Source organism: Micromonospora sp. DT62, from assembly GCF_049847285.1.
Taxonomy (GTDB): Bacteria; Actinomycetota; Actinomycetes; order Mycobacteriales; family Micromonosporaceae; genus Micromonospora; species Micromonospora reichwaldensis.
The window spans coordinates 255,173-278,548 of the sequence record NZ_JBNCOB010000003.1 but is presented as its reverse complement, the minus strand read 5'-3'; the positions used below and the strand labels follow the sequence as shown (position 1 = coordinate 278,548).

At 72.5% G+C, this 23,376-nt stretch carries 19 protein-coding genes; 10 read left to right on the top strand and 9 right to left on the bottom strand.

Annotated features, from left to right (window positions below; genetic code table 11):
• Window positions 1-30 precede the first annotated feature (30 nt).
• The 6 genes from ACPXCB_RS06910 to ACPXCB_RS06885 all read left to right on the top strand — a co-directional run bounded on the left by ACPXCB_RS06910 (window position 31) and on the right by ACPXCB_RS06885 (window position 9,001).
• Window positions 31-2,970 (top strand): AAA family ATPase, encoded by a 2,940-nt coding sequence (locus tag ACPXCB_RS06910; RefSeq protein ID WP_425873219.1) that lies wholly within the window; start codon window positions 31-33, stop codon window positions 2,968-2,970.
• A gap of 108 nt (window positions 2,971-3,078) precedes the next feature.
• Window positions 3,079-3,507 carry a Fur family transcriptional regulator gene (locus ACPXCB_RS06905; RefSeq protein WP_132240588.1) on the top strand — a complete coding sequence of 143 codons (429 nt, stop codon included), beginning with the start codon at window positions 3,079-3,081 and terminating at the stop codon, window positions 3,505-3,507.
• Between the two features lie 23 nt (window positions 3,508-3,530).
• The gene (gene katG, locus ACPXCB_RS06900) at window positions 3,531-5,807 is read left to right on the top strand and encodes a catalase/peroxidase HPI (protein WP_151453866.1); all 2,277 of its coding nucleotides are present in this window, start codon (window positions 3,531-3,533) and stop codon (window positions 5,805-5,807) included.
• 143 nt (window positions 5,808-5,950) lie between these two features.
• Window positions 5,951-7,156, top strand: coding sequence for a hypothetical protein (locus tag ACPXCB_RS06895; protein WP_425873217.1), 1,206 nt, complete (start codon window positions 5,951-5,953; stop codon window positions 7,154-7,156).
• 55 nt (window positions 7,157-7,211) lie between these two features.
• Window positions 7,212-7,679 (top strand): SRPBCC family protein, encoded by a 468-nt coding sequence (locus ACPXCB_RS06890; protein ID WP_327028832.1) that lies wholly within the window; start codon window positions 7,212-7,214, stop codon window positions 7,677-7,679.
• 62 nt (window positions 7,680-7,741) lie between these two features.
• On the top strand, window positions 7,742-9,001 hold the full coding sequence (locus ACPXCB_RS06885; RefSeq protein WP_358121319.1) for a PP2C family protein-serine/threonine phosphatase: 1,260 nt from the start codon (window positions 7,742-7,744) through the stop codon (window positions 8,999-9,001).
• On the opposite strand, the gene ACPXCB_RS06880 is transcribed toward ACPXCB_RS06885, so the two are convergent.
• Window positions 9,002-9,367 carry an STAS domain-containing protein gene (locus tag ACPXCB_RS06880; protein ID WP_425857244.1) on the bottom strand — a complete coding sequence of 122 codons (366 nt, stop codon included), beginning with the start codon at window positions 9,365-9,367 and terminating at the stop codon, window positions 9,002-9,004.
• A 202-nt stretch (window positions 9,368-9,569) separates the two neighbouring features.
• Between ACPXCB_RS06880 and ACPXCB_RS06875 the strand changes: the two genes are divergently transcribed.
• The 3 genes from ACPXCB_RS06875 to ACPXCB_RS06865 all read left to right on the top strand — a co-directional run bounded on the left by ACPXCB_RS06875 (window position 9,570) and on the right by ACPXCB_RS06865 (window position 12,979).
• Window positions 9,570-9,992 carry an ATP-binding protein gene (locus tag ACPXCB_RS06875; protein WP_151453871.1) on the top strand — a complete coding sequence of 141 codons (423 nt, stop codon included), beginning with the start codon at window positions 9,570-9,572 and terminating at the stop codon, window positions 9,990-9,992.
• A 171-nt stretch (window positions 9,993-10,163) separates the two neighbouring features.
• On the top strand, window positions 10,164-10,670 hold the full coding sequence (locus ACPXCB_RS06870) for a hypothetical protein (RefSeq protein ID WP_358121322.1): 507 nt from the start codon (window positions 10,164-10,166) through the stop codon (window positions 10,668-10,670).
• Window positions 10,671-10,849: 179 nt separating this feature from the next.
• Entirely contained in the window at window positions 10,850-12,979 is a 2,130-nt protein-coding gene (locus ACPXCB_RS06865) for a cellulase family glycosylhydrolase (protein WP_425873215.1), read from the top strand.
• Between the two features lie 74 nt (window positions 12,980-13,053).
• Here the strand turns inward: ACPXCB_RS06865 and ACPXCB_RS06860 are convergent, their stop codons facing one another.
• From ACPXCB_RS06860 to ACPXCB_RS06825, 8 genes are all read right to left on the bottom strand, one after another.
• Window positions 13,054-14,328, bottom strand: coding sequence for an MFS transporter (locus ACPXCB_RS06860; RefSeq protein WP_192581455.1), 1,275 nt, complete (start codon window positions 14,326-14,328; stop codon window positions 13,054-13,056).
• 136 nt (window positions 14,329-14,464) lie between these two features.
• Window positions 14,465-15,616: a SagB/ThcOx family dehydrogenase gene (locus ACPXCB_RS06855; protein ID WP_425873213.1), complete on the bottom strand. Its 1,152-nt coding sequence runs from the start codon at window positions 15,614-15,616 to the stop codon at window positions 14,465-14,467.
• Between the two features lie 1,140 nt (window positions 15,617-16,756).
• The gene (locus ACPXCB_RS06850; protein ID WP_425873211.1) at window positions 16,757-18,055 is read right to left on the bottom strand and encodes an SDR family oxidoreductase; all 1,299 of its coding nucleotides are present in this window, start codon (window positions 18,053-18,055) and stop codon (window positions 16,757-16,759) included.
• A 58-nt stretch (window positions 18,056-18,113) separates the two neighbouring features.
• On the bottom strand, window positions 18,114-19,667 hold the full coding sequence (locus ACPXCB_RS06845) for a long-chain-fatty-acid--CoA ligase (protein WP_425873209.1): 1,554 nt from the start codon (window positions 19,665-19,667) through the stop codon (window positions 18,114-18,116).
• The gene (locus ACPXCB_RS06840; RefSeq protein WP_425873207.1) at window positions 19,664-19,915 is read right to left on the bottom strand and encodes an acyl carrier protein; all 252 of its coding nucleotides are present in this window, start codon (window positions 19,913-19,915) and stop codon (window positions 19,664-19,666) included. The genes ACPXCB_RS06845 and ACPXCB_RS06840 overlap by 4 nt, the downstream gene beginning before the upstream one ends.
• A 2-nt stretch (window positions 19,916-19,917) precedes the next feature.
• Complete coding sequence (locus ACPXCB_RS06835; protein WP_132240601.1) at window positions 19,918-20,190, bottom strand: acyl carrier protein; 273 nt, start codon at window positions 20,188-20,190, stop codon at window positions 19,918-19,920.
• A complete protein-coding gene (locus ACPXCB_RS06830; RefSeq protein WP_425873205.1) occupies window positions 20,187-21,206 on the bottom strand; it encodes a hypothetical protein in 1,020 nt (339 codons plus the stop codon). The genes ACPXCB_RS06835 and ACPXCB_RS06830 overlap by 4 nt, the downstream gene beginning before the upstream one ends.
• Window positions 21,203-21,844 carry a hypothetical protein gene (locus tag ACPXCB_RS06825; RefSeq protein WP_425873203.1) on the bottom strand — a complete coding sequence of 214 codons (642 nt, stop codon included), beginning with the start codon at window positions 21,842-21,844 and terminating at the stop codon, window positions 21,203-21,205. Before ACPXCB_RS06825 ends, ACPXCB_RS06830 begins: the two co-directional genes overlap by 4 nt.
• A 272-nt stretch (window positions 21,845-22,116) precedes the next feature.
• Here ACPXCB_RS06825 and ACPXCB_RS06820 point away from each other — a divergent pair, with 272 nt between their 5' ends.
• On the top strand, window positions 22,117-23,172 hold the full coding sequence (locus ACPXCB_RS06820; protein ID WP_425873201.1) for an FAD-dependent monooxygenase: 1,056 nt from the start codon (window positions 22,117-22,119) through the stop codon (window positions 23,170-23,172).
• Window positions 23,173-23,376 lie beyond the last annotated feature (204 nt).

Sequence of the window (23,376 nt, the reverse complement as noted above, 5' to 3'; positions counted from 1 at the left end):
CGCGGGTGCCGCTCACGTTAGCCTGCGGGCATGCGCTTCTCCTCGCCGGTGGTGATCGGACGTGATGCCGAAATCCGCGCCGTCAACGCTCGACTGACGGCCACTCGGTCCTCGTCCGGCGGCACGATCTTCCTGATCGGCGAGGCGGGGATCGGCAAGACCCGGCTCGCGGAACACTGCGCGCACGCGGCGGCGGAGGCCGGTATGGAGCTGCTACGGGGCCGTAGCAGCTCCACCGGCCCCATCGTCCCGTTCCGCCCGCTGACCGAGGCGATCTTCGCGCTGTCGCGCACGGGCCGGCTGCCGGACAACACCGAGCTGGCGCCCTACCGCCCGGCCCTCGCCCGGCTCGTCCCCGAGTGGCGGGACCCCGCGGTGCCGGAACGGGTGGCCTCGATCGTCGAACTGGCCGAGGCGGTCCTGCGGCTCGTCACCGCCGTGGCCGGGGGCCGGGGCTGCGTCCTCATCCTCGAGGACATCCACGACGCCGACGCCGAGACCCACGCCGTCGTGGAGTACCTGGTCGACAACCTCGCCGACCTGCCCATCCTGATGGTGGCCACCATGCGGCCGGGCAGCGGCCCCGCGACCGAGCTGGCCTGGGCCGCGGCTGTGCGTCGCTCCGCGGCCGTCGTCGAACTCCACCCCCTGTCCGACCAGGAGGTCCACGAGCTCGCCGCCGCCTGCCTCAACACCGACGCCCTGCCCGCCGAGCTGACCGACCGGCTGGTACGCGACAGCGAGGGCAACCCGTTCGTCGCCGAGGAACTGCTGAACAGCATGATCGGCGCGCGCGCACTGGTCCGCGACGGCGACGGCTGGCGGTTCACCGACGACCCCGCCATCGCGTTGCCGAACACCGTCACGCTCAGCGTGACCCGCCGGCTGGCCGGCCTCGATCCGCAGGCGCGGACACTGCTGCACACCGCCGCGGTGCTGGGCCGGCGCTTCCCCGTGGCCGCGCTGCGGGCGGCGACCGGTCTCGAGGAGCGGGCCATGCTGAGCCATCTGCGCTCCGGCGTGGACGTCGAGGTCGTCATGCCCGACCGGTCGACGCCCGACTGGTACTCCTTCCGCCACGCGCTGACCGCCGACGCGATCCTGGCCACGCTCACCCCCGCCGAACGGTCCGCGCTGGCCAAACGCGCCGCCGACGCGCTGGAGTCGGCGTACGCCGGGCTGCCCGGACACTGGTGCCAGCTCGCGGCCGAACTCAGGCAGACCGCCGGGGACAACCACGCCGCGGGCCTGTTGTTCGCGGAGGCGGGCCGGCGGGCACTCGGCGACGGCGCCACCACGTCGGCCGTCACCCTGCTCGACCGCGCGTACCAGCTGATGTCCGACCCGCCCGACCCCGAGGCGCGCGCCGGCATTCTCGAGTCGCTGCTCAACGCCCTGGCCGAAGCCGGCCACGCGAACCGGGCGTTCGCCCTGGTCGACGACGCGACCTGGGTGAACGCCGTGACCCTCGGCGTCGAGCAGCACGTCAGCATCCGGACCCGGCTCGCCTGGGTCGCGGTCACGACCGGGCGGTGGGCCGACGGCGCGTCCCAGGTGCGCATCGCCCGGGCGGTCCTCGGCAGCAACCCGCCGCCGGGGCCGGCGGCCCGGGTGGACGTGGTCGAGGCGCACCTGATCTTCGGCGACGGTGACGGCTGCGGCCGGACCACGCAGGCCGAGCAGCTCGTGCTCCAGGCCCTGGCGGTGGCCGAACGGGTGCCGATGGCGGAGACGGCGTGCCAGGCGCTGCAACTCCTGGCCATGATCGCCCGGAGCCGGAGCTTCGACGAGGCGGAGTCCTACCTGACCAGGATGCTGGCGATGGCCGAGGAACACCGCCTGCCCCTGTGGCGCATCAACGCGCTGTTCCGGCTCGGCGTCAACCAGAGCATGCGGACCGGCGAGCAGACCCTGCTGCGCCAGGCGGAGCAGGCCGCGCAGCTGTCCGGCGCCATCATGATCGGGCAGAGCATCGAGGGCGTGTACGCGATCCGGGCCGTGATGCAGGGCGATTACCCGACGGGGGACGAGCTCGCCGCCCGGTGCGCCGCGGCGACCGCCCGGCTGCGCAACATCGACGACCAGCAGTTCGCGCTGGTGACGGCCGCCGCCTCCGCTGCCCACCGGGGACGACGGCGACTGATGGAGCAGCGGCTGGAGGAGTTCCGGGCGGTCGGTGGGGGAGAGTCCGGGCACGTTCCCCTCGCCTACGGCTTCTGCGAGGCCGTCTGCGCACTGCTGGAGGAGGACCGGCCGGCGGCGATCCGGGCCCTCGACCTGGCCCGGGCGTGGGAGGACGACCACCCGAACACCTACTACATGACGGGCCGCTTCGGACTGCGACCGCTGCTCGACGCGCTGGCCGGGTCGCTGGACCGCACCGGCATGGAGGCGGTGGCGCTGGCCCCGGGCGCGACCCTGCGCTGGAACCGGCAGTTCCTGCACCTGGCGAAGGCGGTGGTGTACGGGCGCGCGGGGCAGCGCGAGCGGGCCGCCACGGAGGTCGCGTTGGCCCTGGAGGCCGCGGCGCCGTACCGCATGTCGTACCACCTGGGGTTGCGTCTGGTCGCCGAGGCCGCGCTCGCCGACGGGTGGGGCGAGCCCGTCGCCTGGCTGAGGGCGGCGGAGGACCACTTCCACAACGTCGACGCGCCGGTGATCGCCGGGGCCTGCCGGGGCCTGCTCCGTCAGGCCGGCGCGTCGCTCGGGCAGCGGCGCTCCGGTCACGACCGCATCCCGGCCCGGCTGCGCGCCGTCGGGGTGACCGTCCGCGAGCACGAGGTGCTCGTGCTGCTCGCGAAGGGCCACGACAACCAGGATCTGGCCTCGCTGCTGCACCTCTCGCCACGTACGGTCGAGAAGCACGTCGCCAGCCTGCTGCTCAAGACCGGGCACGCGAACCGCAGGACGCTGCGCGACAGCGTGGACGAGCTGCTGCGGCCCGACAGCCGCTCCGGGAGCAGTCGGTGAACGGCCCCGACCGCCCGCCGGGCGGCCGGGGCCGCGTCGGTCGGAGGTGCGCGGGTTGAACCTCAGAAAAACTTGATCCGTTCCAAAATACTGGACTATGTTCGACACGTGACGCCCGACTTCGAGACCCAGCTGCGGGCGGTCTCGTTGCGCGTGACGCGGCCCCGGTTGGCGGTGCTCAGAGCGCTGCGTGACCACCCGCACGTCGACACCGACACGGTGATCGCCCTGGTGCGGGCGGACCAGCCCACGGTCTCCCACCAGGCGGTCTACGACGTGCTGCGCGCGCTCACCGACGCCGGTCTGGTGCGGCGCATCCAGCCCGCCGGGGCGACCGCCCGCTACGAGTCTCGGGTGGGCGACAACCACCACCATGTCGTGTGCCGCTCCTGCGGCGCGATCGCCGACGTCGAGTGCGCCGTCGGCCATGCACCCTGTCTCACCGCCTCCGACGACCGCGGCTTCGTGGTCGACGAGGCGGAGGTCGTCTACTGGGGCACCTGCCCCGACTGCGCGACCGAACGCACCGTTCAGTGAACCGCCAGTCCGGAAGGAAGCAGATGAGCGACACCCAGGACAATGGCCCCGTCAGCGCGCAGGGCGTGGACAAGAAGGAGGCGGCCGGTTGCCCGGTCGCGCACGACTCCGTGACCGCGCACGGCAGCGAGAGCGAGAACCCGGCGATCGACTCGCCGACGCCGAAGACCGGAGGCCGTCCGCGCACCAACCGGGACTGGTGGCCCAACCAGCTCGACCTCTCGGTGCTGCACGCCCACTCGTCGAAGGGCAACCCGCTGGGGGAGGACTTCAGCTACGCCAGGGAGTTCGCCAAGCTCGACGTCGAGGCCCTCAAGCAGGACATCGTCAAGGTCCTCACCACCTCGCAGGACTGGTGGCCGGCCGACTTCGGCCACTACGGCGGCCTGATGATCCGGATGAGCTGGCACGCCGCGGGCACCTACCGCATCGAGGACGGCCGCGGCGGCGCCGGCGACGGTGGCCAGCGGTTCGCCCCGCTCAACAGCTGGCCGGACAACGCCAACCTCGACAAGGCCCGCCGGCTGCTGTGGCCGGTGAAGCAGAAGTACGGCCAGAAGATCTCGTGGGCCGACCTGCTCGTGCTCGCCGGCAACGTCGCCCTGGAGTCGATGGGCTTCAAGACCTTCGGCTTCGCCTTCGGCCGGGAGGACGTCTGGGAGCCCGAGGAGATCTTCTGGGGCCCGGAGGACACCTGGCTCGGTGACGAGCGCTACGCCTCCGAGAAGGAGATGGTGACCGGCGTCGGGGCCACCGAGATGGGGCTCATCTACGTCAACCCGGAGGGCCCCCGCGGCAACGCGGACCCGCTCGCCGCGGCGCACTTCATCCGTGAGACCTTCGCCCGGATGGCGATGAACGACGAGGAGACCGTCGCCCTCATCGCCGGCGGCCACACCTTCGGCAAGACCCACGGCGCCGGCGTCGCCGACGACCACGTGGGCCCCGAGCCCGAGGGCGCCCCGCTGGAGTCGCAGGGCCTGGGCTGGCTGAGCACCTACGGCAGCGGCAAGGGCGGTGACACGATCACCAGCGGCCTGGAGGTGACGTGGACCGACGTGCCGACGCAGTGGAGCAACCGGTTCTTCGAGATCCTCTTCGGCTACGAGTGGGAGCTGACGACGAGCCCCGGCGGCGCGAAGCAGTGGGTCGCCAAGGACGCCGAGGCGATCATCCCGGACGCCCACGACCCGTCGAAGAAGCACAAGCCGACGATGCTCACGACCGACCTGTCGCTGCGCGTCGACCCGGCGTACGAGAAGATCTCGCGCCGTTTCCTGGAGAACCCCGACGAGTTCGCGCTGGCGTTCGCCAAGGCCTGGTACAAGCTGCTGCACCGCGACATGGGGCCGGTCGAGCGCTTCCTCGGGCCGTGGGTCCCGGAAGCCCAGCTGTGGCAGGACCCGGTGCCGGCCGTCGACCACGAGCTCGTGGGCGACGCCGACGTCGCCGCGCTCAAGGCGAAGGTCCTCGAGTCCGGTCTGACGACCGCGCAGCTGGTCTCCACCGCCTGGGCCTCGGCCGCCAGTTTCCGGTCCACCGACAAGCGCGGCGGCGCCAACGGCGCGCGGATCCGTCTCGAGCCGCAGCGCGGCTGGGAGGTCAACCAGCCCGAGCAGCTCGCGACGGTCCTGGAGGCCCTCGAGGGCATCCGGCAGGAGTTCAACTCCGCCGGCGGCGCGAAGATCTCGCTCGCGGACCTGATCGTGCTGGCCGGCTCGGCGGCCGTCGAGAAGGCGGCGCGCGACGCCGGCGTCGAGGTGACCGTGCCGTTCCGGCCGGGCCGCACCGACGCCACCCAGGAGCAGACCGACGTCGAGTCCTTCCGGGTGCTGGAGCCGCGCGCCGACGGGTTCCGCAACTACCTGCGTGCCGGCGAGAAGACCCAGCCGGAGGTGCTGCTCCTCGACCGCGCCTACATGCTCAACCTGACCGCGCCCGAGATGACCGTCCTCGTCGGCGGCCTGCGCTCCCTCGGGGCGAACGCCGGCGGCACTCGGCACGGCGTCCTCACCGACCGGCCCGGCCTGCTCACCAACGACTTCTTCGCCAACCTGCTCTCCCCGGGCACCCGGTGGAAGGCGTCGGAGTCCGCCGAGCACGTCTACGAGATCCGGGACCTGGCCAGCGACGAGGTGAAGTGGACCGCCACCGCGGTCGACCTGATCTTCGGCTCCAACTCCCAGCTGCGGGCCCTCGCCGAGGTCTACGCCAGCCAGGACGCGCGCGACAAGTTCGTCGCCGACTTCGTCGCGGCCTGGACCAAGGTCATGGAACTCGACCGGTTCGACCTCGTCTGACCCGGCTCCGGACGACGAGCCCCGGTCGATCGCTGGTGGATCGACCGGGGCTCGTCCGCCGTCGGGTCCGGTGACCGGGCGGGCGTCACCGCTGGTCCCTGTCCCGTCGAGGGCGGAGGCCGGGCGGTCCCTAGCATCACGGGGTGCGTGTGAAGTCGCTTGCCGCCCTACTCGTCCTGTCCGTCGCCGGGGCGGGCCTGCCCGCCTGCGGCAACTCCGCCGCCGACGGCGGCCCGCCCCCGGCCCCGCCAGCCGCGGCGACGCCGGCCGGTGGGGCCGAGGCGAGCAGCCCCGGGGCCGCCCCGACGGCCCGTTCCGGACTCGGCGGACCTTCCGCGAGCGCCAGCCCGGGGCGCGCGACGAAGGCGGGGACCCTGAAGGCCGGCAACCCGGACGGCGGCGCGGCCGTGCCGGCGGAGGCGCGCGCCGTCGACACGTCGAGGCCGACCCGGACGATCGGCAGTGGCACCGCCGCCAGTTGCACCTCGGCCGCGGTGGTGAAGGCGGTCGCGGCCGGCGGCGTCATCACGTTCGACTGCGGGCCGCAACCGGTGACGATCAAGATGACGGCCACCGCCAAGGTCCGCAACGCCAACGGTCCCAGGGTGGTGCTGGACGGCGGCGGCAAGGTCACCCTCAGCGGCCAGGGGCAGCGGCGGATCCTCTACATGAACACCTGCGACAGCGCGCAGGGCTGGACCACCTCGCACTGCCAGAACCAGGACCACCCCCAGCTCACCGTGCAGAACCTGACCTTCGCCGACGGCAACTCCACCGGCGAGCGCACCGAGGGCGGCGGCGGTGGGGCGATCTTCGTCCGGGGCGGCCGGTTCAAGGTGGTCAACTCGCGCTTCGTCCGCAACCGCTGCGACCGGACCGGCCCCGACCTGGGCGGCGCGGCCATCCGGGTACTCAGCCAGCACGAGAACAAGCCCGTGTACGTGGTGGGCAGCACGTTCGACGGCGGCGTCTGCGCCAACGGCGGCGCCCTGAGCAGCATCGGCGTCACCTGGGCGGTGCTGAACAGCGTCCTGCGCGACAACCGGGCGGTCGGCACCGGGGCCAACCCGGCCAGGCCCGGCACACCGGGCGGCGGCAGCGGCGGGGCGATCTACTGCGACGGCAACGAGTTCACCGTCCGGATCGCCGGCACCCTCATCGAGGGCAACGAGGCGAGCGAGGGCGGCGGGGCCGTCTTCTTCGTCAGCAACGACCGCACCGGCACCATGCGGATCGAGAACTCCACCCTGCGCCGCAACCCGAGCAACGGCTTCGAGACGCGCGGCTACCCCGGCATCTTCTTCCTCGGCGCCCGCAACCCGACGCTGACCGGTTCCCGGCTGAGCTGACCCAGGGCGGTCGACGCGGATGGGCATGGCGCGAGCCCGGTCCTAGGATCGGGTCATGGGACGGACCGACCGCGCCAGCCGGGTGATCGCGGCACCACCGGCGACCGTCTACGGCGCCCTGCTCGACCGGGAGGCGCTCGAGGCGTGGCTGCCGCCCGACGGCATGCGCGGGCGGATCGAGCGGTGGGATCCCCGGCCCGGAGGCGGGTTCCGGATGGTCCTGACCTACCTCGACGCCGCCGACAGCCCCGGCAAGACGTCGGATGCGACGGATGTCGTCGACGTCGGGTTCGCCGCCCTGGTGCCACCCGAGCGCGTGGTGCAGCGGGCGGTGTTCGAGGCCGACGACCCGGCGTACGCGGGCACCATGACGATGACCTGGCACCTCGCGGCCACCGGCGCGGGGACCGAGGTGACCGTCACCGCCACGGACGTACCACACGGTATCGACCAGGCGGACCACGAGGCCGGGATCGCCTCCTCGCTGGCCAACCTGGCGTCGTACGTGGAAGCGGCTGACTGAGGTCGTCGCGGGGGAGGATCGCCGTACTCGGTGCTCACCGGCCGGGTCGGTAGGCTCCGACAGTGGAGAGCAGTCGAGGGCGGATCGTGGTTCAGATGTTGTTGGATGCTGCGGAGAACGCCTCGCCGGTCGAGGCGGTGGAGGCGGTCACGCGAGGGCTCGGCGCGGCGCTGGGGGCACGTACGATCGCGTTCCTCATCGCGGACCTCAGCGGCCGGGCGCTGGTCCGGTTGACCCACGTGCCGCTCGACGGCGCCGGTGCGGGACGCCGGGACGGCGACGAGGCCGCCACGGTGATGCCGTTCGACGGCGGCCCCGCCGAGCAGGCGCTGCGCGCCCAGGCGGTGCAGGTTCTCGCGCAGCCCGACGGATGGACCGTGCTGGCGCCCGTGACCGAGCGCGGCGAGGCGATGGGCCTGCTCGAGATGGTCCTGCCGGACGAGCCCGATGCGCGAACGCTGGAGGAGATCGCCCGCACGGCGCACGTGTTGGCGTTCGTGGTGATCGCCAACCGGCGGTACACCGACCTGTTCGAGTGGGGGCAACGGACGACCCCGTTCACTCTCTCCGGGGAGATCCAGCGCCGCCTGCTGCCCGCCTCGTTCACGTGTGAGGCCAGCGCGTTCACCCTGTCCGGCTGGCTCGAACCCGCCGCCAGCATCGGCGGGGACACCTTCGACTACAGCCTCGCCCGCGACGTGCTGCACTTCAGCGTCACCGACGCGATGGGCCACGGGGTGGCCAGTGCGCTGACGGCCACGCTGGGCGTGGGCAGCCTGCGCAACAGCCGCCGCCGCGGGGCTGGTCTGGTGGAGCAGGCCGACGCTGCGAACGCCGACGTGGCCGCTCACGCCAGCGTGCCCGGCAGTTACGTCACGGCGGTCCTCGGCCGTCTGGACCTGCGCGCGGGGGTGTGCGCGCTGCTCAACGCCGGGCACGTGCCGCCGCTGCTGGTGCGCGACGGGGACACCCGGGCGCTGTCGCTACCGGCCAACTTCCCCCTCGGCATGTTCGCCGAAGCCAGTTACGGCGCAGGCGAGGTCACGCTGCGACCGGGCGACCGTCTGGTGGTGATCACCGACGGGATGCGGGAGCGCAACGCCGCCAGCCTGGACCTTCCGGCCCACTTGCGGTCGATCGCCGGGCTGCATCCGCGCGAGGCCGCCCGGGCGTTGGCGGATGCCGTGCTCGAGGTCAGCGGGCCGACTCTGGCCGACGATGCCACGCTGTTCATCCTCGACTGGCACGGCGGGCACAGCGAGGACCGGAGCACCAGCGCCGGCGCCGACCAGGCACGTGCCAGCGGCGCGCTGCCCGACTGACTACCGGCCCGTCGCGTCGTGCCCGGACGGCAGATCGGCCTCGGCCGCCGGCACGCTGTCGTAGATGTCGATCACGCGGTCCACCGACGTGACCGTCAGGACGCTCCGCACGGCGGGCTGCACCGCGGCGAGGCAGAGCCGACCGCCGGCGTCACGCAACGCCTTGAACATCACCACCAGCGCGCCCAGCCCGCTGGAGTCCATGAACCCCACCTCGGCCAGGTCCACCACCACCTGGCGGTCACCGGCGTCGACCAACCGTTGCAGACCCTCACGCAACTGCGGGGACGTCGCCAGGTCCAGCTCGCCGCGCACCTCGAGCACGGTGCAACCACGGCCCGGCCGGACCGACAACAGCAGTGCCACGACAGCCTCCCCACGCCGATGATCCCCGCTCACCCTATGCTGCCGGGTGCGGACCGCCGCCGGCCGGCGTGCGTCGCGCCGACACGCCCGGCCGTTTGACCGCGGCAACTCCGGGTAGTGCTGATCACCGCGGAAGCGTCCCGCCCCGAGTTGTGGCACAGTAGTCCGGCGCGGTCACCCAGCGGGGAGGAGGAACGGCGCGATGCGCGTAACCACGACGTTCTCACTCCCGCGTCGACCGTCCTCGGTGACCCGCGCCCGGCACGTACTCGCCACCCTGCTGAGCCTCACCGACACCGCCGAGGACTCCCGTGGTCACCTCGCCGTGCTGATCACCGAGGCGTGCACCAACGCGGTGCTGCACGCGGACGCCGACAGCAGCGTCGACATCACCATCGTGATCGACGACGACGTCTGCCTGCTCGAGGTCGGCAACCGCGGCAGCATCCCCGACGGCGCCGGGCTCGACGCCGCACTGCCCGCCCCGCTCACCGTCGGTGGTCGCGGACTGCCCCTGATCACCGCGCTGGCCGACACGGCCGCCTTCGTCGCCGGGCCATCGGACCAGGTGCTGCTACGCGTCACCAAACACCTCACCGGCGTACGGACGTCGCCGGTCGCCTGACCGCCGTCGACGGCCGGCCACGGCCCGCCGGATCGTCCGGGACATCGCCGACCGGCACGCGCGGATCGTCCCGTCCCCGGTCGGGTTGGTGACCTCATGCTTGCCGTGCGTGACCGGATGGTCGAGGGTCGAACCCTGCTCACATCCGTCGCACATGTGCCGAGGAGTCCCATGCAGCCGTTCGACCTGACCAGTGGCGACCAGATCCTCCTCCAGCCCGCGCTGGCGAACAACGTCAGCGGGATGAACCTCTCCGTACGCACCGATCTCGGCACCCGCGTGGAGGCGTGGCGGGCGGCGCCCACCGTCACCGGTGACCAGAGGTTCTTCTGCCATGGCTACTCGCTGGGCACCTTCGGGGCGCACAGGTACACCGTCTGGGGCGACTTCCTGCCGCAGGTGTTGGCCGACGAGTACCAGACACTCGGGCGGATCGACAACGCGCGCAACGTCGCGGCCAGGGACGTGCTGGTCTGGTGGCTGGGGGGCACGGACGCGTACCACTCCGCCGTGGTGGAGCAGCCGGCGTTCCTGCCCACCGGCGCCCTGGACCCGGCGCACACCAGGGTCAGCTCGAAGACCGGCACCGGCCCGCTGTGGATCGGTGTGCTGGCCGAGGACGTGAAGCAGCAGTACCGCTCCGCGGCGTACATCGAGGTGTACCGCCGCAACCAGTGAGGCGCGGCGCGGGGCGGTCGGACCTCCGGCCGTCCCGCGCCTCCTTGCCCAGATAGAGGTACGCCGATTGACAAAGTTTGGAATCCAAACTTAATCTGCGGTTCGCGATCGGGTGCGGCCGCGTTCGTGGTGGCGCCTGCCGCGAGCCCGTCCCAGCGGCACCCCAGGCGAGGAGCGTCATGGCCGAGATGCGAGGCACGACGAGAAGAACCCGATGGCGGCTGAGCCTGTTCACCGGCGCCCTCACCCTGCTGTTGGTGAGCCTCGGCCTGACGTTCGCGGTGAGCGCGCACGCGGCGGCCGGCTGCCGGGTGGCATACTCGGCCAACCAGTGGCCCGGCGGCTTCACCGCGAACGTGGCCGTGACCAACCTCGGTGACCCGATCAACGGTTGGCGGTTGACCTGGACGTTCCCCTCCGGGCAGCAGGTGACCTCGGCGTGGAACGCCAACGTCACCGCCGCTGGCGCCAACGTCACCGCCACCGACGTCGGCTACAACGCCGCCATCGGCACCAACGCCACGGTGTCCTTCGGCTTCAACGGCTCCTGGTCGGGCGCGAACACCGCCCCCACGTCGTTCGCCCTCAACGGCGTCACCTGCACCGGCGGCGTCGGCCCCACCTCCGCCCCGCCGACCACCGCCCCGCCGACGACCCCGCCACCCACCACCCCGCCACCCACCACCCCGCCGCCGACCGGTGACCCGATGGCCTACGTGGCCGCGATGCAGCCCGGCTGGAACCTCGGCAACACCTTCGACGCGGTCGGCAGCGACGAGACGGCCTGGGGCAACCCGCGGGTCACCCAGGCGCAGCTGGACGCCATCCGGGCGCAGGGCTTCAACAGCATCCGGATCCCGGTCACCTGGAGCAACCACCACGGGGCCGCGCCGGCGTACACGATCGACGCGGCGTGGCTCAACCGGATCAAGGAGGTCGTCGGCTGGGCCCTGGATGACGGCTTCTACGTAATGATCAACATCCACCACGACTCGTGGCAGTGGATCAACGCGATGCCGACCGACCGGACCACCGTCCTCAACCGCTACAACGCGCTGTGGACCCAGATCGCGGCCGCGTTCCGGGACGCCTCGCCGAGGCTGCACTTCGAGAGCGTCAACGAGCCGCAGTTCGCCAACAGCTCCGGCGACGCCCAGAACGCCCAGCTGCTGCACGAGCTGAACACGTCCTTCCACCGGATCGTGCGGGCCTCCGGCGGCAACAACGCCACCCGGATGCTCGTCCTGCCCACCCTGCACACCTCGTCGGACCAGGCCCGCATCGACGAGCTGACCAGCACCTTCACCCAGCTGGGCGACCGCAACCTGATCGCCACCGTGCACTTCTACGGCTACTGGCCGTTCAGCGTGAACGTCGCCGGGGGCACCCGGTTCGACGCCACCACCCAGAAGGACCTGACCGACGCCTTCGACCGGGTGCACAACGCCTTCGTCGCCAAGGGCATCCCGGTGGTGATCGGCGAGTACGGCCTGCTCGGCTTCGACCGGCACACCGGCACCATCCAGCAGGGCGAGAAGCTGAAGTTCTTCGAGTTCCTCGGCTGGTACGCGAAGACCAGGAAGATCACCACCCAGTTCTGGGACAACGGGCAGCACTTCAACCGGCTCACGTTCCAGTGGAAGGACGCGGAGCTGTTCGCGCAGATCAAGTCGAGCTGGACCACCCGCTCCGGCACGGCCTACGCCGACCAGGTGTACGTGCCGCGTACCGGCTCGATCACTGCCAAAACGCTCGCGCTGAACCTGAACGGCACCACCATCCAGGGGCTGTACCAGGGCAGCACCGCCCTGGCGCAGGGCACCGACTACACCGTGTCGGGCAGCCAGCTCACGCTCACCGCGAGCGCGCTGACCCGGCTGGTCGGCAGCCGGGCGTACGGCGTGAACGCCACCCTGCACGCGCGGTTCTCCGCCGGGGTCCCGTGGCGGATCAACGTGATCACGTACGACCCGCCGGTGCTGTCGAACGCGACCGGGAGCACCACCTCGTTCGCCGTGCCGACCCAGTTCCGGGGTGACCAGCTCGCCACCTTGGAGGCGAAGTACGCCGACGGCAGCAACGCCGGCCCGCACAACTGGACGCCGTTCAAGGAGTTCGACGTGGCCTTCGCCCCCGACTACGCCGGCAACCGCATCACGCTGACCGAGGCCTTCTTCGCGGAGGTCAACGACGGCGCCCGGGTGACCCTGACGTTCCACTTCTGGAGCGGCACGACCGTCACCTACCACGTCACGAAGTCGGGCAGCGGCGTCACGGGCGTCACCGCCGCCGCGGCCCGGGTGGGCTGACCCGGCAGCGGTCTCCACGCGCAGCGGGCCGTGGCCGCCAGGCGGTCACGGCCCGTTCCGCGTACCCGAAGGGATCATCCGCTGCGGTCCGCGCCGCCCGCCGGCGCACCGGCGGCGTGGGCCCGGGCGGGGTCGCTGAAGGTGCTGACGCCGGGGACCAGCAGCGTGACGGCGCTGGCCGCGGCGGTCAGGGCGGCCGCCGCGACGAGGGTGGGCTGGATCCCGAACGCCGCGACCGCCGGCCCGGTGAGGGCGTAACCGACCGGCAGCAGGGCGAACGCGCTGAGCTGGTCCAGGGCGAGGGTCTTGCCCAGCACCTCGGCGGGGATCTCGCGTTGCAGGGCGGAGAGCCAGGAGATGAAGTAGATCTCCACGACGAATCCGCCGAGGGCGAAGCAGAGCGCCGTGACCGGTAGCGGCAGGGCGAAGGCGAGGCTGGCGGGCAGGGCGGCGTAGGTGGTGAGGGCGAGCATGCTGACCGTGCCGGGCCGCCGGGGCCGCCACCGGCCGGCCAGCGCGATGGCCGGGAGGGCGCCGGCGGCGGCAGCCGCGAGGACGAGCCCGTAGGCGAGTTCGCCGCCGAGGCGGTCCGCGGCGATCAGCGGGAGCAGCGTCAGGCTGGGCGCGGTGCCGGCGAAGAGTTGGACCGCGACGGCAGCCATGACGGCGGCGACCCAGGGACGGCGCCGGACGGTGGCGATGCCGGCCGCGGCGTCGGCCAGGACGCTGGTCCGGGGCCGGTCACCGGCGGCGACGTCGCGCACGCCCAGCACCGCGAGGGCGCCGGTCGCGAACAGCAGGGCCGCCAGGCCCAGCGCGGCGTGGATGCCGATGGCGGTCACGATCGCGGCGCCGGCGAGCGCCCCGAGGAGGGTCGCGGAGCGCTGCACGGCGGACATCAGGGCGTTGCCGCGCTCCAGCAGGCCGGCGGGGAGCAGCGCCGGGATCAACGACCGCATGGCCGGCCGGGACAGGGACTCGGCCACGCCGGAGAGCGCGGTGACGATGCCGAGCGCGGCCAGGGGCAGGTCGTCGAGGGCGAGCAGCGTGCCGAGGACGATGGCGGTGCGCATCAGATCGGCGGTGAACAGGATCCGGGGCCGGGAGACGCGGTCGGCGAGGATGCCCCCGGCGAGCAGGCAGACCACCAGGGCGATCGCCCGGCCGGCGAGGATGACGGCGATGGTGCCGGCACCGGCCCCGCGCTGTACGGCGTACAGCGCGAACGCGACCGGCAGGATCTGGTCGGCGACGGCCCCGGCGGACTGGCTGGCCCACACCCGCAGGAACCGCGGGTGCTGACTCAGCTTCTGCGCGGCGGCGGTGGCGGGGCTGGTGGGCGCGCTCATGGCGTGCGGCGCGCCCGGCGGTGGCCGGTGGCCGGCACGCCGACGACGGACGCCGGGCCGGCCGCGTGGCCGGGCGGGGCCCCGCGGCTGCCGGTGCCGGGCGCCACGATGGGGACGCCGGTGCGGCCGGTCGGGCTCATCCGAGCTGCTCCGGGCCGGCGGCGGGGTCGGCCGGTGACCGGTGGGAGCTGGCGGCCAGGCGGAACGGCGGTGGATACCCCGGCCCGGTGGGACCGGTGCCGTCGTCGGGTGCGGGATTGCCGGCGGAGAGCAGGTAGGTGGCGAACTCGTGGTCGGCATCCACGCCGAGCATCGCCTCGACGCCGCTGTCGTGGAACGCCACGGTCTGGAACGGCGCCAGGCCGAGCGCCGTGCAGGTCAGCGCGAAGGTCTGACCGTAGTGGCCGGCGTCGAACATCCACAGCCGGTAGGCCCGGGGGTGGCGGTACTTCCAGGACAGGCGGGCGGCGACGGTGGTGGTGAGGCAGGTGAAGGCCCCCTGGTAGGAGGGTTCCTGCTCGTACGCCAGGGCGGCGATGCGCTCGCGGTCGACGGTGGCGTCGAGGAGTTCGAGGCGGTGCACCTCGGGCGCGTAGTGGTAGAGGCCGGCCGGGACGCCGGTGACGTCGTAAACGGCCACGTAGCACTCGACCTCGTGCCGGCCACCGGCGGAGGCGCTGATGCGTCCCTGCTGCGGGCCGAACGCGCCGCCGTCGAGGAATCGCTGGGGCGCGAACGTGCAGGACAGGACGGTGGCGAGCGCGTCGATGCCGACCGGGGTACCGGCGAACGCGCGGTGGGTGCGCCGGGCGGCGAACACCTCCTCCACGGGCGTACGCAGCGGCAGGGCGCGTCGGGGAAGGTGCACGGCCGGGGCGTCCGGGTACCGCTTGAACGGCGCCGGAGGTGCGCCGTCGGCGGCGATCTGCGCGGCGGTGGCGTCGCGTCGCGGCGAATCCACGAGGTAGTTCGCGTCGCGGGCCTCGGTGTGCATGCGCGACGCGATCGGCCCCCAGTGCTGCCAGACGGGCGGGGTGCAGGCGTCGTCGGTGTCGGCGACGAGGATGCCGGCGTCGCGGAGCTTGTGGACCGCCTGGACGGCGGCGTCGGCGGCCTCGCCCCCGAACTGGGCGGCGACCTCGTCGACGTCGGTGAAGTCGTCCAGCCGCTGCAACAGGCTCAGCAGGTCGGGGGTGACCCGCAACCACCGGCGTTGACCGGGCAGGGCGACCATCAGCGCATCGCTGTCCCAGCGGCAGACGAGCTGGTCGCGGCGGCGTACCCGCATTCCGATGCCCTTTCGACGACGACGAAGCACGACGGACGGAATGGTGCCGGACCCGCATGCGGGTCCGGCACCGGGCGCGTCAGGCCGCCCCGTGGTTCAGCACAACGTCGTTCGTCTCGACGATCACGATGTCGAAGGCCATGGCTCGTACCTCCTCTCCGGCGCGGTGGGCTCGGTACACCCCTGGACGGGACCGCCCAGGCTGCAGCCGGGACGGGCGTTCGGGGGAACCTCGGTGCCGCGGAAACGCAGTCAGGATGCGGATCGGTCGGGCGGACGAGGTAGGAAAGTCGACTGCGGCGAGCGTTCGGGACTCCGAAAGAGAAATTCGGAGACATTCTCCGAGCGGTACGCCGTCACGACGACTCCCCTCATCCGTTCCCGCTTGCGGCAATAGAGAAGGTAGCGAATGCGTCGACCCTCTGCCAAGGGGTCGGCGGTCTTTCCTGGACCGTCTTACAGCGAGAGTCAATGGAGATGCGAGCCGACCGCCAGGGCCGGCGGCGGTCGGGGCGCCGGGCACCTGGTCGCCGACGCGACGGGGCGGTTGTGTCGGCGGTCAGGGTGCCGGGAACTGGTGTGCCGGCCAGCGGCTCGGCGCAGGCGTTCGCGCAGGTGGCGCTCTCTGTCTGGCCGACACCGCGCCTGCTGACGAGCGCTCGCCGGGCGTCCCGGGTGGGGTGGCCGGACCTTGGCCGGATTCGGCGTGCCGCCGCACAGGCCGGTGGTCGGGCGCTCCTCGCCGGCGATGGGGCGAATCGCGTGCCTCGGGACAGGCAAAGCCGCCGGGCGGTGCGGAATTCCCTCTCGATGGGTTGCGAGTGGGGCCATTCGTGCACGTGTTGGCGTATCGCCTCGGCCGGCCTTTGGCCATTGGTGTCCGGGCATTCCCGCTGGCGACTCGACAGCCGGGCAACGCATTCGGATACGTCAAAGTCCCGGAGTCGGCCGACTGGCCTCGCGGCCGAGGGGGAGCGCCAGCACCGCGCCCACCGCCAGGCCCGCCGCGGCAGCGCGGAGACCTTCGGCGGGGATACCGGACTGGGCCCGCCAGCCCGCCAGCCCGCCGACGCGCCGACGCCGGCTGACCTGGCACCCGTGCCAGGTCAGCCGGCGTCGTTGTCGCGCGAGAGGGGAGGGTCAGACGGCCCCGACGGCCACCGGTTCGGCGGCGGGGGCCGGAGCGGGAACCGTCGCGGCGACGGCGACGGGAGCCACCGCCTCCTCGGGCAGGTACTTGCCGAGCTTGCGGATCCGCCTGGCGTTGTTGACCAGGACGTCGATCGGCGGCAGGTCGGTGTCGAGCCGCACGGTCGTCGGGTTGGCGGCGGCGTGGTGGATGTTGCTCAGCAGCGTGTGGAACGACCGCGGGAACAGCGAGCGTACGAACTTGGACTGCTGCCGGCCGCGCTTGATGCTGGTGATCGGCTTCGACCAGTCGATCTGACCCGGCCGGAACCGGTGCTGCCGCATCAGTTCGCGCCGGAACTCCTGCCACGACACCAGCTTCAGGTCGAACCGTTCGGCGATCTCGCGGGTGGTCGCCGGGGTCACCGGGTAGCTGATCGGCCGCGGCGCGTCCGACAACGCGTTGTCCACGACCGACCGGGCCAGCACGTCGCCGGCGACGATCGGGCTGGTGACCTCCGAGTCCCAGATCAGGCCCAGCTGGAGCATGTGCGAGATCATGTTCCAGAACGAGTACTCCATACCCGGGTCCTTGAACCCGGTGGGCGCGCCGCCCAACGCGAACGGCGCCTGGTAGATGTGGATGGGCACGCCGTCACGGTTCGCCCGCAGGCTGAGGTGCTTGACGACCCACTTCATCCTGCTGTAGCCGGTGTAGAAGAAGCTGTTGCGGTAGAAGTCGCGCCGCTGCTGGTAGACCTCGCTGCCGACCGAGCCGATGACGTGCAGCGTCTTGAACCGCTCCTGCAGGCAGAACTCGGCGAGCCGGAGCGTCGGCAGGACCTTCTCCTCGCGGTACCGGGCGTAGGGGTAGTCGTGGGTCGTCGCCCCCGCGGCGTCGATGACCACGTCGACCTCGGTGCGCAGCTCGTCGTGGGCGGCGCGGTCGAGCCCCATCGCCGGCTCCAGGTAGCTGCCCTCCAGGACCGACAGCTTCCCGGTGTCGGGCAGCTCCATCTTGTACTTCCGCAGCTGCCGGGCGATGCGGTCCTCGCCGGACTTGTCGCCCTTGCGGCGCACCAGGGCGTAGACCGTCGCCACCCGGGCGTCGCCGAGGAGCTCACGCAGCATGTGCATGCCGACGTATCCGTTCGCGCCCAGCAGGAGCACGTTCTTCGGCTCGTCGGCACCGCGTCGGGGGAGCCGGCTCGCTACCGCTCGCGGGTCCTCCGAGTAGCCGAGCGAGAGCCGGTTGGGGCTGCCTGTCGACAGCGCGATCCGGTCGCTGTTGTGGCGCAGGAAAATGTGCATCGATCCGCCTTTGCACGAAGGGTGGGTGTTGGGGGCCGGACGGGGACCGCGCCGGCTGTCAGGCCACGCGCCGGTCGAGGTGCTGCCAGAACCTTTCGCGCAGCTCCCGCCGGAGGAGTTTCCCGCTGGGGTTGCGGGGCAGCTGGGCGACGAACTCGAAGCTCGCCGGGATCTTGAAGTCGGCGATCCGTCCCCGCAGGAACGGGGTGAGATCGCGGGCGGTCACGGGCTGGTCGGGGTGGGTCACCACGAAGCAGTGCACGACCTCGCCCCAGTGCTCGTGCGGCACGGCGACGGCGGCGGCCTCGACCACCCCCGGGTACGCGCAGACCGCGTTCTCGATCTCCGCCGGGTAGACGTTCTCGCCGGCCACGATGATCGTGTCCTTGATCCGGTCGCGTACGAAGAGGAAGCCCTCGTCGTCCAGGTAGCCGGCGTCGCCGGTGTGCAGCCAGCCGTCGACCAGGGTCGCGGCGGTGGCGTCGGGCAGGCCCCGGTACTCGATCATCCGCGCCGGGGTCGACAGGCAGATCTCGCCGACCTCGAACGGCGGCAGCACGCGACCCGTACCGTCGATGATCTTCACGGCAAAGCCCGGGTACGGCCGTCCGGCCGCCTGCATGCGCGGCCCGCCGACGACGTGCTCCGACGGCGGCAGGCAGACGGCGGTGTTGCCGCTCTCGGAGAGGCCGTAGATCTGCGCGAACTCGCAGTCGAACATCTCGATGCTGCGGCCGAGCAGCGCCTCGGAGATCGGCGACCCGCCGTAGACGATCTTCCGCAGCGAGACGAAGTCCTCCCGCTTCGGCCGGGGCGGCGCGAGCATCATCTGCAACTGGGCCGGCACGACACACGCCGTGGTGACGCCGTGGCGCCGGATGAGGCGGACCGCCTCGTGCCCGGCGAACACCCGGACCGACACGTTGGTGATCCCGGCGCTGAACCCCTGGATCGACCACCAGAGCCCACCGATGTGGAACCCCGGGATGCCGATCAGGCTCACGTCGTCCGGCCGCCAGTCGATCCAGTCCAGGCCCTCGGAGGCGAGCGCGTCCCGCACCGCGAAGAAGCTGCGGTGGGCCAGCACGACACCCTTGGGGTTGCCGGTCGTGCCGCTGGTGTACACCTGGGCCAGGGGCTGCTCCTCTGTCCAGGACGGGTCCAGATCGGCGTCCTCGTCGGCCTGCCAACCGGTGAAGCCGGCCAGCGACACGACCTCGCGCAGCTCGGGCAGGTCCGGCCGCAGTGCGTCGACGGTGTCCAGGAGGTCCTCGTCGCAGAAGAGGACCGTGCTGCCGGAGTCGCGCATGATGTGGCGGATCTCGCCGGCGCGCAGCCGCCAGTTGATGGGGACCAGCACGGTGCCGGTCTTGGCGCAGGCGAACAGGACGTCGTAGTAGTGCTCGGACTCCTTGCCCAGGTAGGCGACGCGGTGCCCGGCCGTGACCCCGGCGCGCCGCAGGGCGTGCGCCGTCCGGTTGCTCGACCGGTGCAGCTGCGCGTAGCTGACCGTACGGTCCTCGCAGTGCACCGCCGGATGGTCGGGCCGTTGCCCGGCGTGGAAGGCGACGACGTCGTGCACCGTGCGCAACTGCGGGTGGTACGCCGTCATCGGGCCGTCCCGTCCGGGACCGCCAGCGTCTCCTCGAGGTACTGCACGATGGCCGGGCCGGACGCGAGGGCCGGCAGCAGGTTCGGGTCGATCTCGATGCCGAACGCGCTCTCGAGCGCCATCATGAGCTGGATCTGGCGCAGCGAGGTCCAGCCCGGGACGGTGTCCGGGTCCAGGCGCTCGGGCAGCTCGTCCGGTGCGACACCGAACACCGAGCCGACGACCTCGCGGACGCGGGTCTCCAACATTGCTACTCCTTGGGTGTCGCGCCGGGGCCCTGCCCCGGGGTGAAGAAACGTCGCGTGATCCGGGAGATGGTGCGGAAGTCGTCCGTGCTCACCTCGTCGAGGGAGATCTCCGTGCCCAGCTCCGCCTCGATCAGGTAGAGCAGCTCGACGAAGTGCATCGAGTTCAGGACGCCCGTGTCCACGAGGTCGTCGTCGAGCCCGACCGAGTCGATGTCCGGACATCTGGCGCGCAGGAACGTGGTGAGGAACTCCGGGACCGTCTCGGTCGTGCTCATGACCCCTCCTGGGGGCGTGTCGGTGCGGGGAGGATCTTCGTGGTGAGCCGGGCCGCCGCCGGTTCGCCGGCGCACCGGTGTTCGGCCACGGCCCGTCCCGTGGACAGGCCCGTCGGGATGAGCCGGTTGGTGCGCAGCGCGACGGCCGGATCACGCAGCAGCGGGTTGGTGTCGCGCACGGTGGCGGAGAACAGCGCGAAGACCGGGTCGATGACCTTGGTCGCCCCGTCGGCGTCCTCGACCTCGACCCAGGCGTGGACCAGGTCGAGCATGCCGACGACCCAGCCGATCCGGGTGACCGCCGGGATGCCGGCCCGGTGGCAGAGCTGGGCCAGGTACCGGCTCGCCGAGTCGCAGCTCGCCACGCCGTGCGTGGTCACCAGGTCCACGTCGTTCTGCAGGGCCTCGGGCAGCTTGACCCAGCGCAGGTCCATGGCGGCGAACTCGGCGGCGATCGCGCGCAGTTCCGGGGAACGCAGCTCGGCCCGCTCGCCCGTCGTGTGGACGGTGGCGGTGACGGCGAGCTGCGACGCCGTACGGGTGACGGTGTCGCCGAGTTCGGCGTCCGGCCCGGCGACGCCGTCGGCGGGTTCGACCGTCAGGTCGTGCACCGCGCCGCCGCAGCGTTCGGGGCGCGGCAGTGCCAGCGTGCTGGTCGGCTGCGGGCCGCACGCGTCCGCGGCACACGCGATCCGCAGCGCGAACCGGGAGGCGCGGGGCGCGAGCAACTCCTCGGTCGACGAGCGCATCCACCGCAGCGAGTAGGCGAAGGCCTGCTCCGGCACCGTCGTGCCGGTGCCGGAGTACAGCGCCAGGTTGAACAGGTCGCGCGAGTCGAAACGCTCCTCGCCCGGGTCACCACTGGCCGGCAGCCCGCTGTCGAGCAACGTGGAGAGCGTGTGGTCGTCGCAGCCGAGGACCTGTCTCGCCGAGGCACGGTCGACATCGCCGAGCCGGTGCTCCGGCGGGACCGCGAAGAGCGTGTCCAGCCCCCGGCACAGTCCGGCCGCCGTCATGACCGCCCCGGGTTGTCGCGCCACATCGTCTTGATGACGCTTCCGGTGCTCAGCACGTACTCGTCGACGGACGTCCAGCCGAGCATCTCGTTGATCTGCACCTGCTCCGGGCCGGCCGAGGTCTCCAGGTAGCCCGGCAGGCCGAGGGCCTCGGCCCGCGCCTGGCCGGCGCGCATGAGGACGTAGCCGACGCCGACCGAGTCGACCCGCCGGCCGAGCACCGCGAACCACACGTGCGGGCGGTCGGGGCGCATCCGGTCCAGCGCGTTGGAGATGCGGACGGCGTGCACCACGGCCCGCGGCCCGGCCAGCAGGCACGCCACCGAGCGCAGCGCCCACCCCCACCACGGCGTGGTGCGCTCGTCGCCGTAGAGGACGAGGATCCCGTCGAGCCGGTCGGCCCGGTACGCGGCGAGGGTGATGCCCGAGCTCATCAGCTGGGCGATCACCAGCTCGGACAGGTACAGCGCGGTCAGCGCGGACTTCCGCTGCCACCGGGGCAGCGAGCCGGCGGCGGCCCAGATGGCGCCGTTCTCGTACGCCTGGGCGAGCAGCCGGGAGCCCGCCCACAGCTGCCGCCACCCGAGGTCCCGGACCTCGAGCCTGGGCTCCGGGCGCGCGATTGTTCGACTGTTCACATTTCACCCCACGTCCAGACGGGAGCCCGCTGACCTGGGTGAATCTAATGGTCTTGGGTAATCGGCCAGTAATAACAAGATCCTCCCGACGGTGTGCGCCGTCGCGGCGACCTCGGGGGCCGTCGCGCGACGTCGGCCCCGTCGCCCACGAGGCCCGCGCCCCTCGCCGGGCTGCTCCCTTCCCCGGGTCGGGTCCGGATGCGAGACTGAGTCGTGTCGCGTGACGACCTCGGGAGCCCGCCGGAGCACCACCGCGCCGAGCCGGTGCCGGCGTGATCACCGGCCACTGGGAGGTCGTCGTCGTCGGCGGCCGGATCGCCGGGGCGTGCACCGCCTGGGCCCTCGCGCCGTACGCCGAGCGGGTCCTCGTCCTCGACGCCTCGCGGCCCACCGCGTTCTGGCCGCAGCAGTCCACCTGGGACCGGTCCGGCAACCTCGCCTGGGCCGAGCTCGGTCTGCTGGAGACGGTCCTGGCCTGCGGCGCCCCGCGCACCTACGGCGACACCCAGCGCATCGGCGAGGACGTGGTCGAGCGGGTCTACCCGCGCGAGGACGCGTACTCGTACCGGATGAGCGTGCCCCGCGAGGTGCTGGACCCGGCGCTGCTGGCCGCGGCGCGCGGCCGGGGCAACGTCACCGTGCGGCGCCCGGCCCGGGTGCGGGACCTCACCATCGACGCGGGTCGGGTACGTGGCGCGACCGTACGCCACGGCGGCGTCGACAGCGAGGTCACTTGCGACCTGCTGGTGCTGGCGGACGGCCGGCTGTCGCGCAACGCCGAGCGCGTGGGGGCGGAGGCCTACCGGGTCGTCGAGTCACCGTGGTTCGCGCTGCTGGCCTACTACGAGAACCTGCCGCTGCCCACCGACCGCTCCTACTTCTCGTTGCAGGACCGCAGCGTCATGATCTCGACGCCCTGCGGCGACAAGCAGTGGTGCGTCGCGGTGGACCTGCACCAGAGCCTGATCGACGAGACCGGCCGGCACCCGGCGCGCTCGTACGAGCGGATGGTGCGCGACGATCCGCTGCTCGGCCCGGCCGTCGCCGTCGGGCGCCGCACCACGTCGATCGGCGGCGCCGGGCGGATGCGCATGCTGCGCCGGCCGATGAGCGGGCCCGGCTGGTGCCTGGTCGGCGACGCCGGCTACCACCTGGACCCGGTCACCGCCCAGGGCACCCGGGCCGCCGTGGTCACGGCCCGGATCCTGCGGGACCGGATCGCGGGCGCGGGCCGCGTCGCGGGCGCGGACCTGACCGGCCTGACCGGCGAGCGCGACGCCGCCCTCGACGACGACTGGGCCTACACCGAGCAGATCGTGCGCGGCTGACCGACGCCTTCCCACCGGTCGACGCCCTCCACCGGCCACCGCCCCCACCGGCCACCGCCCCCACCGGCCACCGCCCTCCACCGGCCACCGCCCCCACCGGCCACCGCCCCCACCGGCCACCGCCCTCCACCGGCCACCGCCCTCCACCGGCCACCGCCCTCCACCGGCCACCGCCCTCCACCGGCCACCGCCCTCCACCGGCCA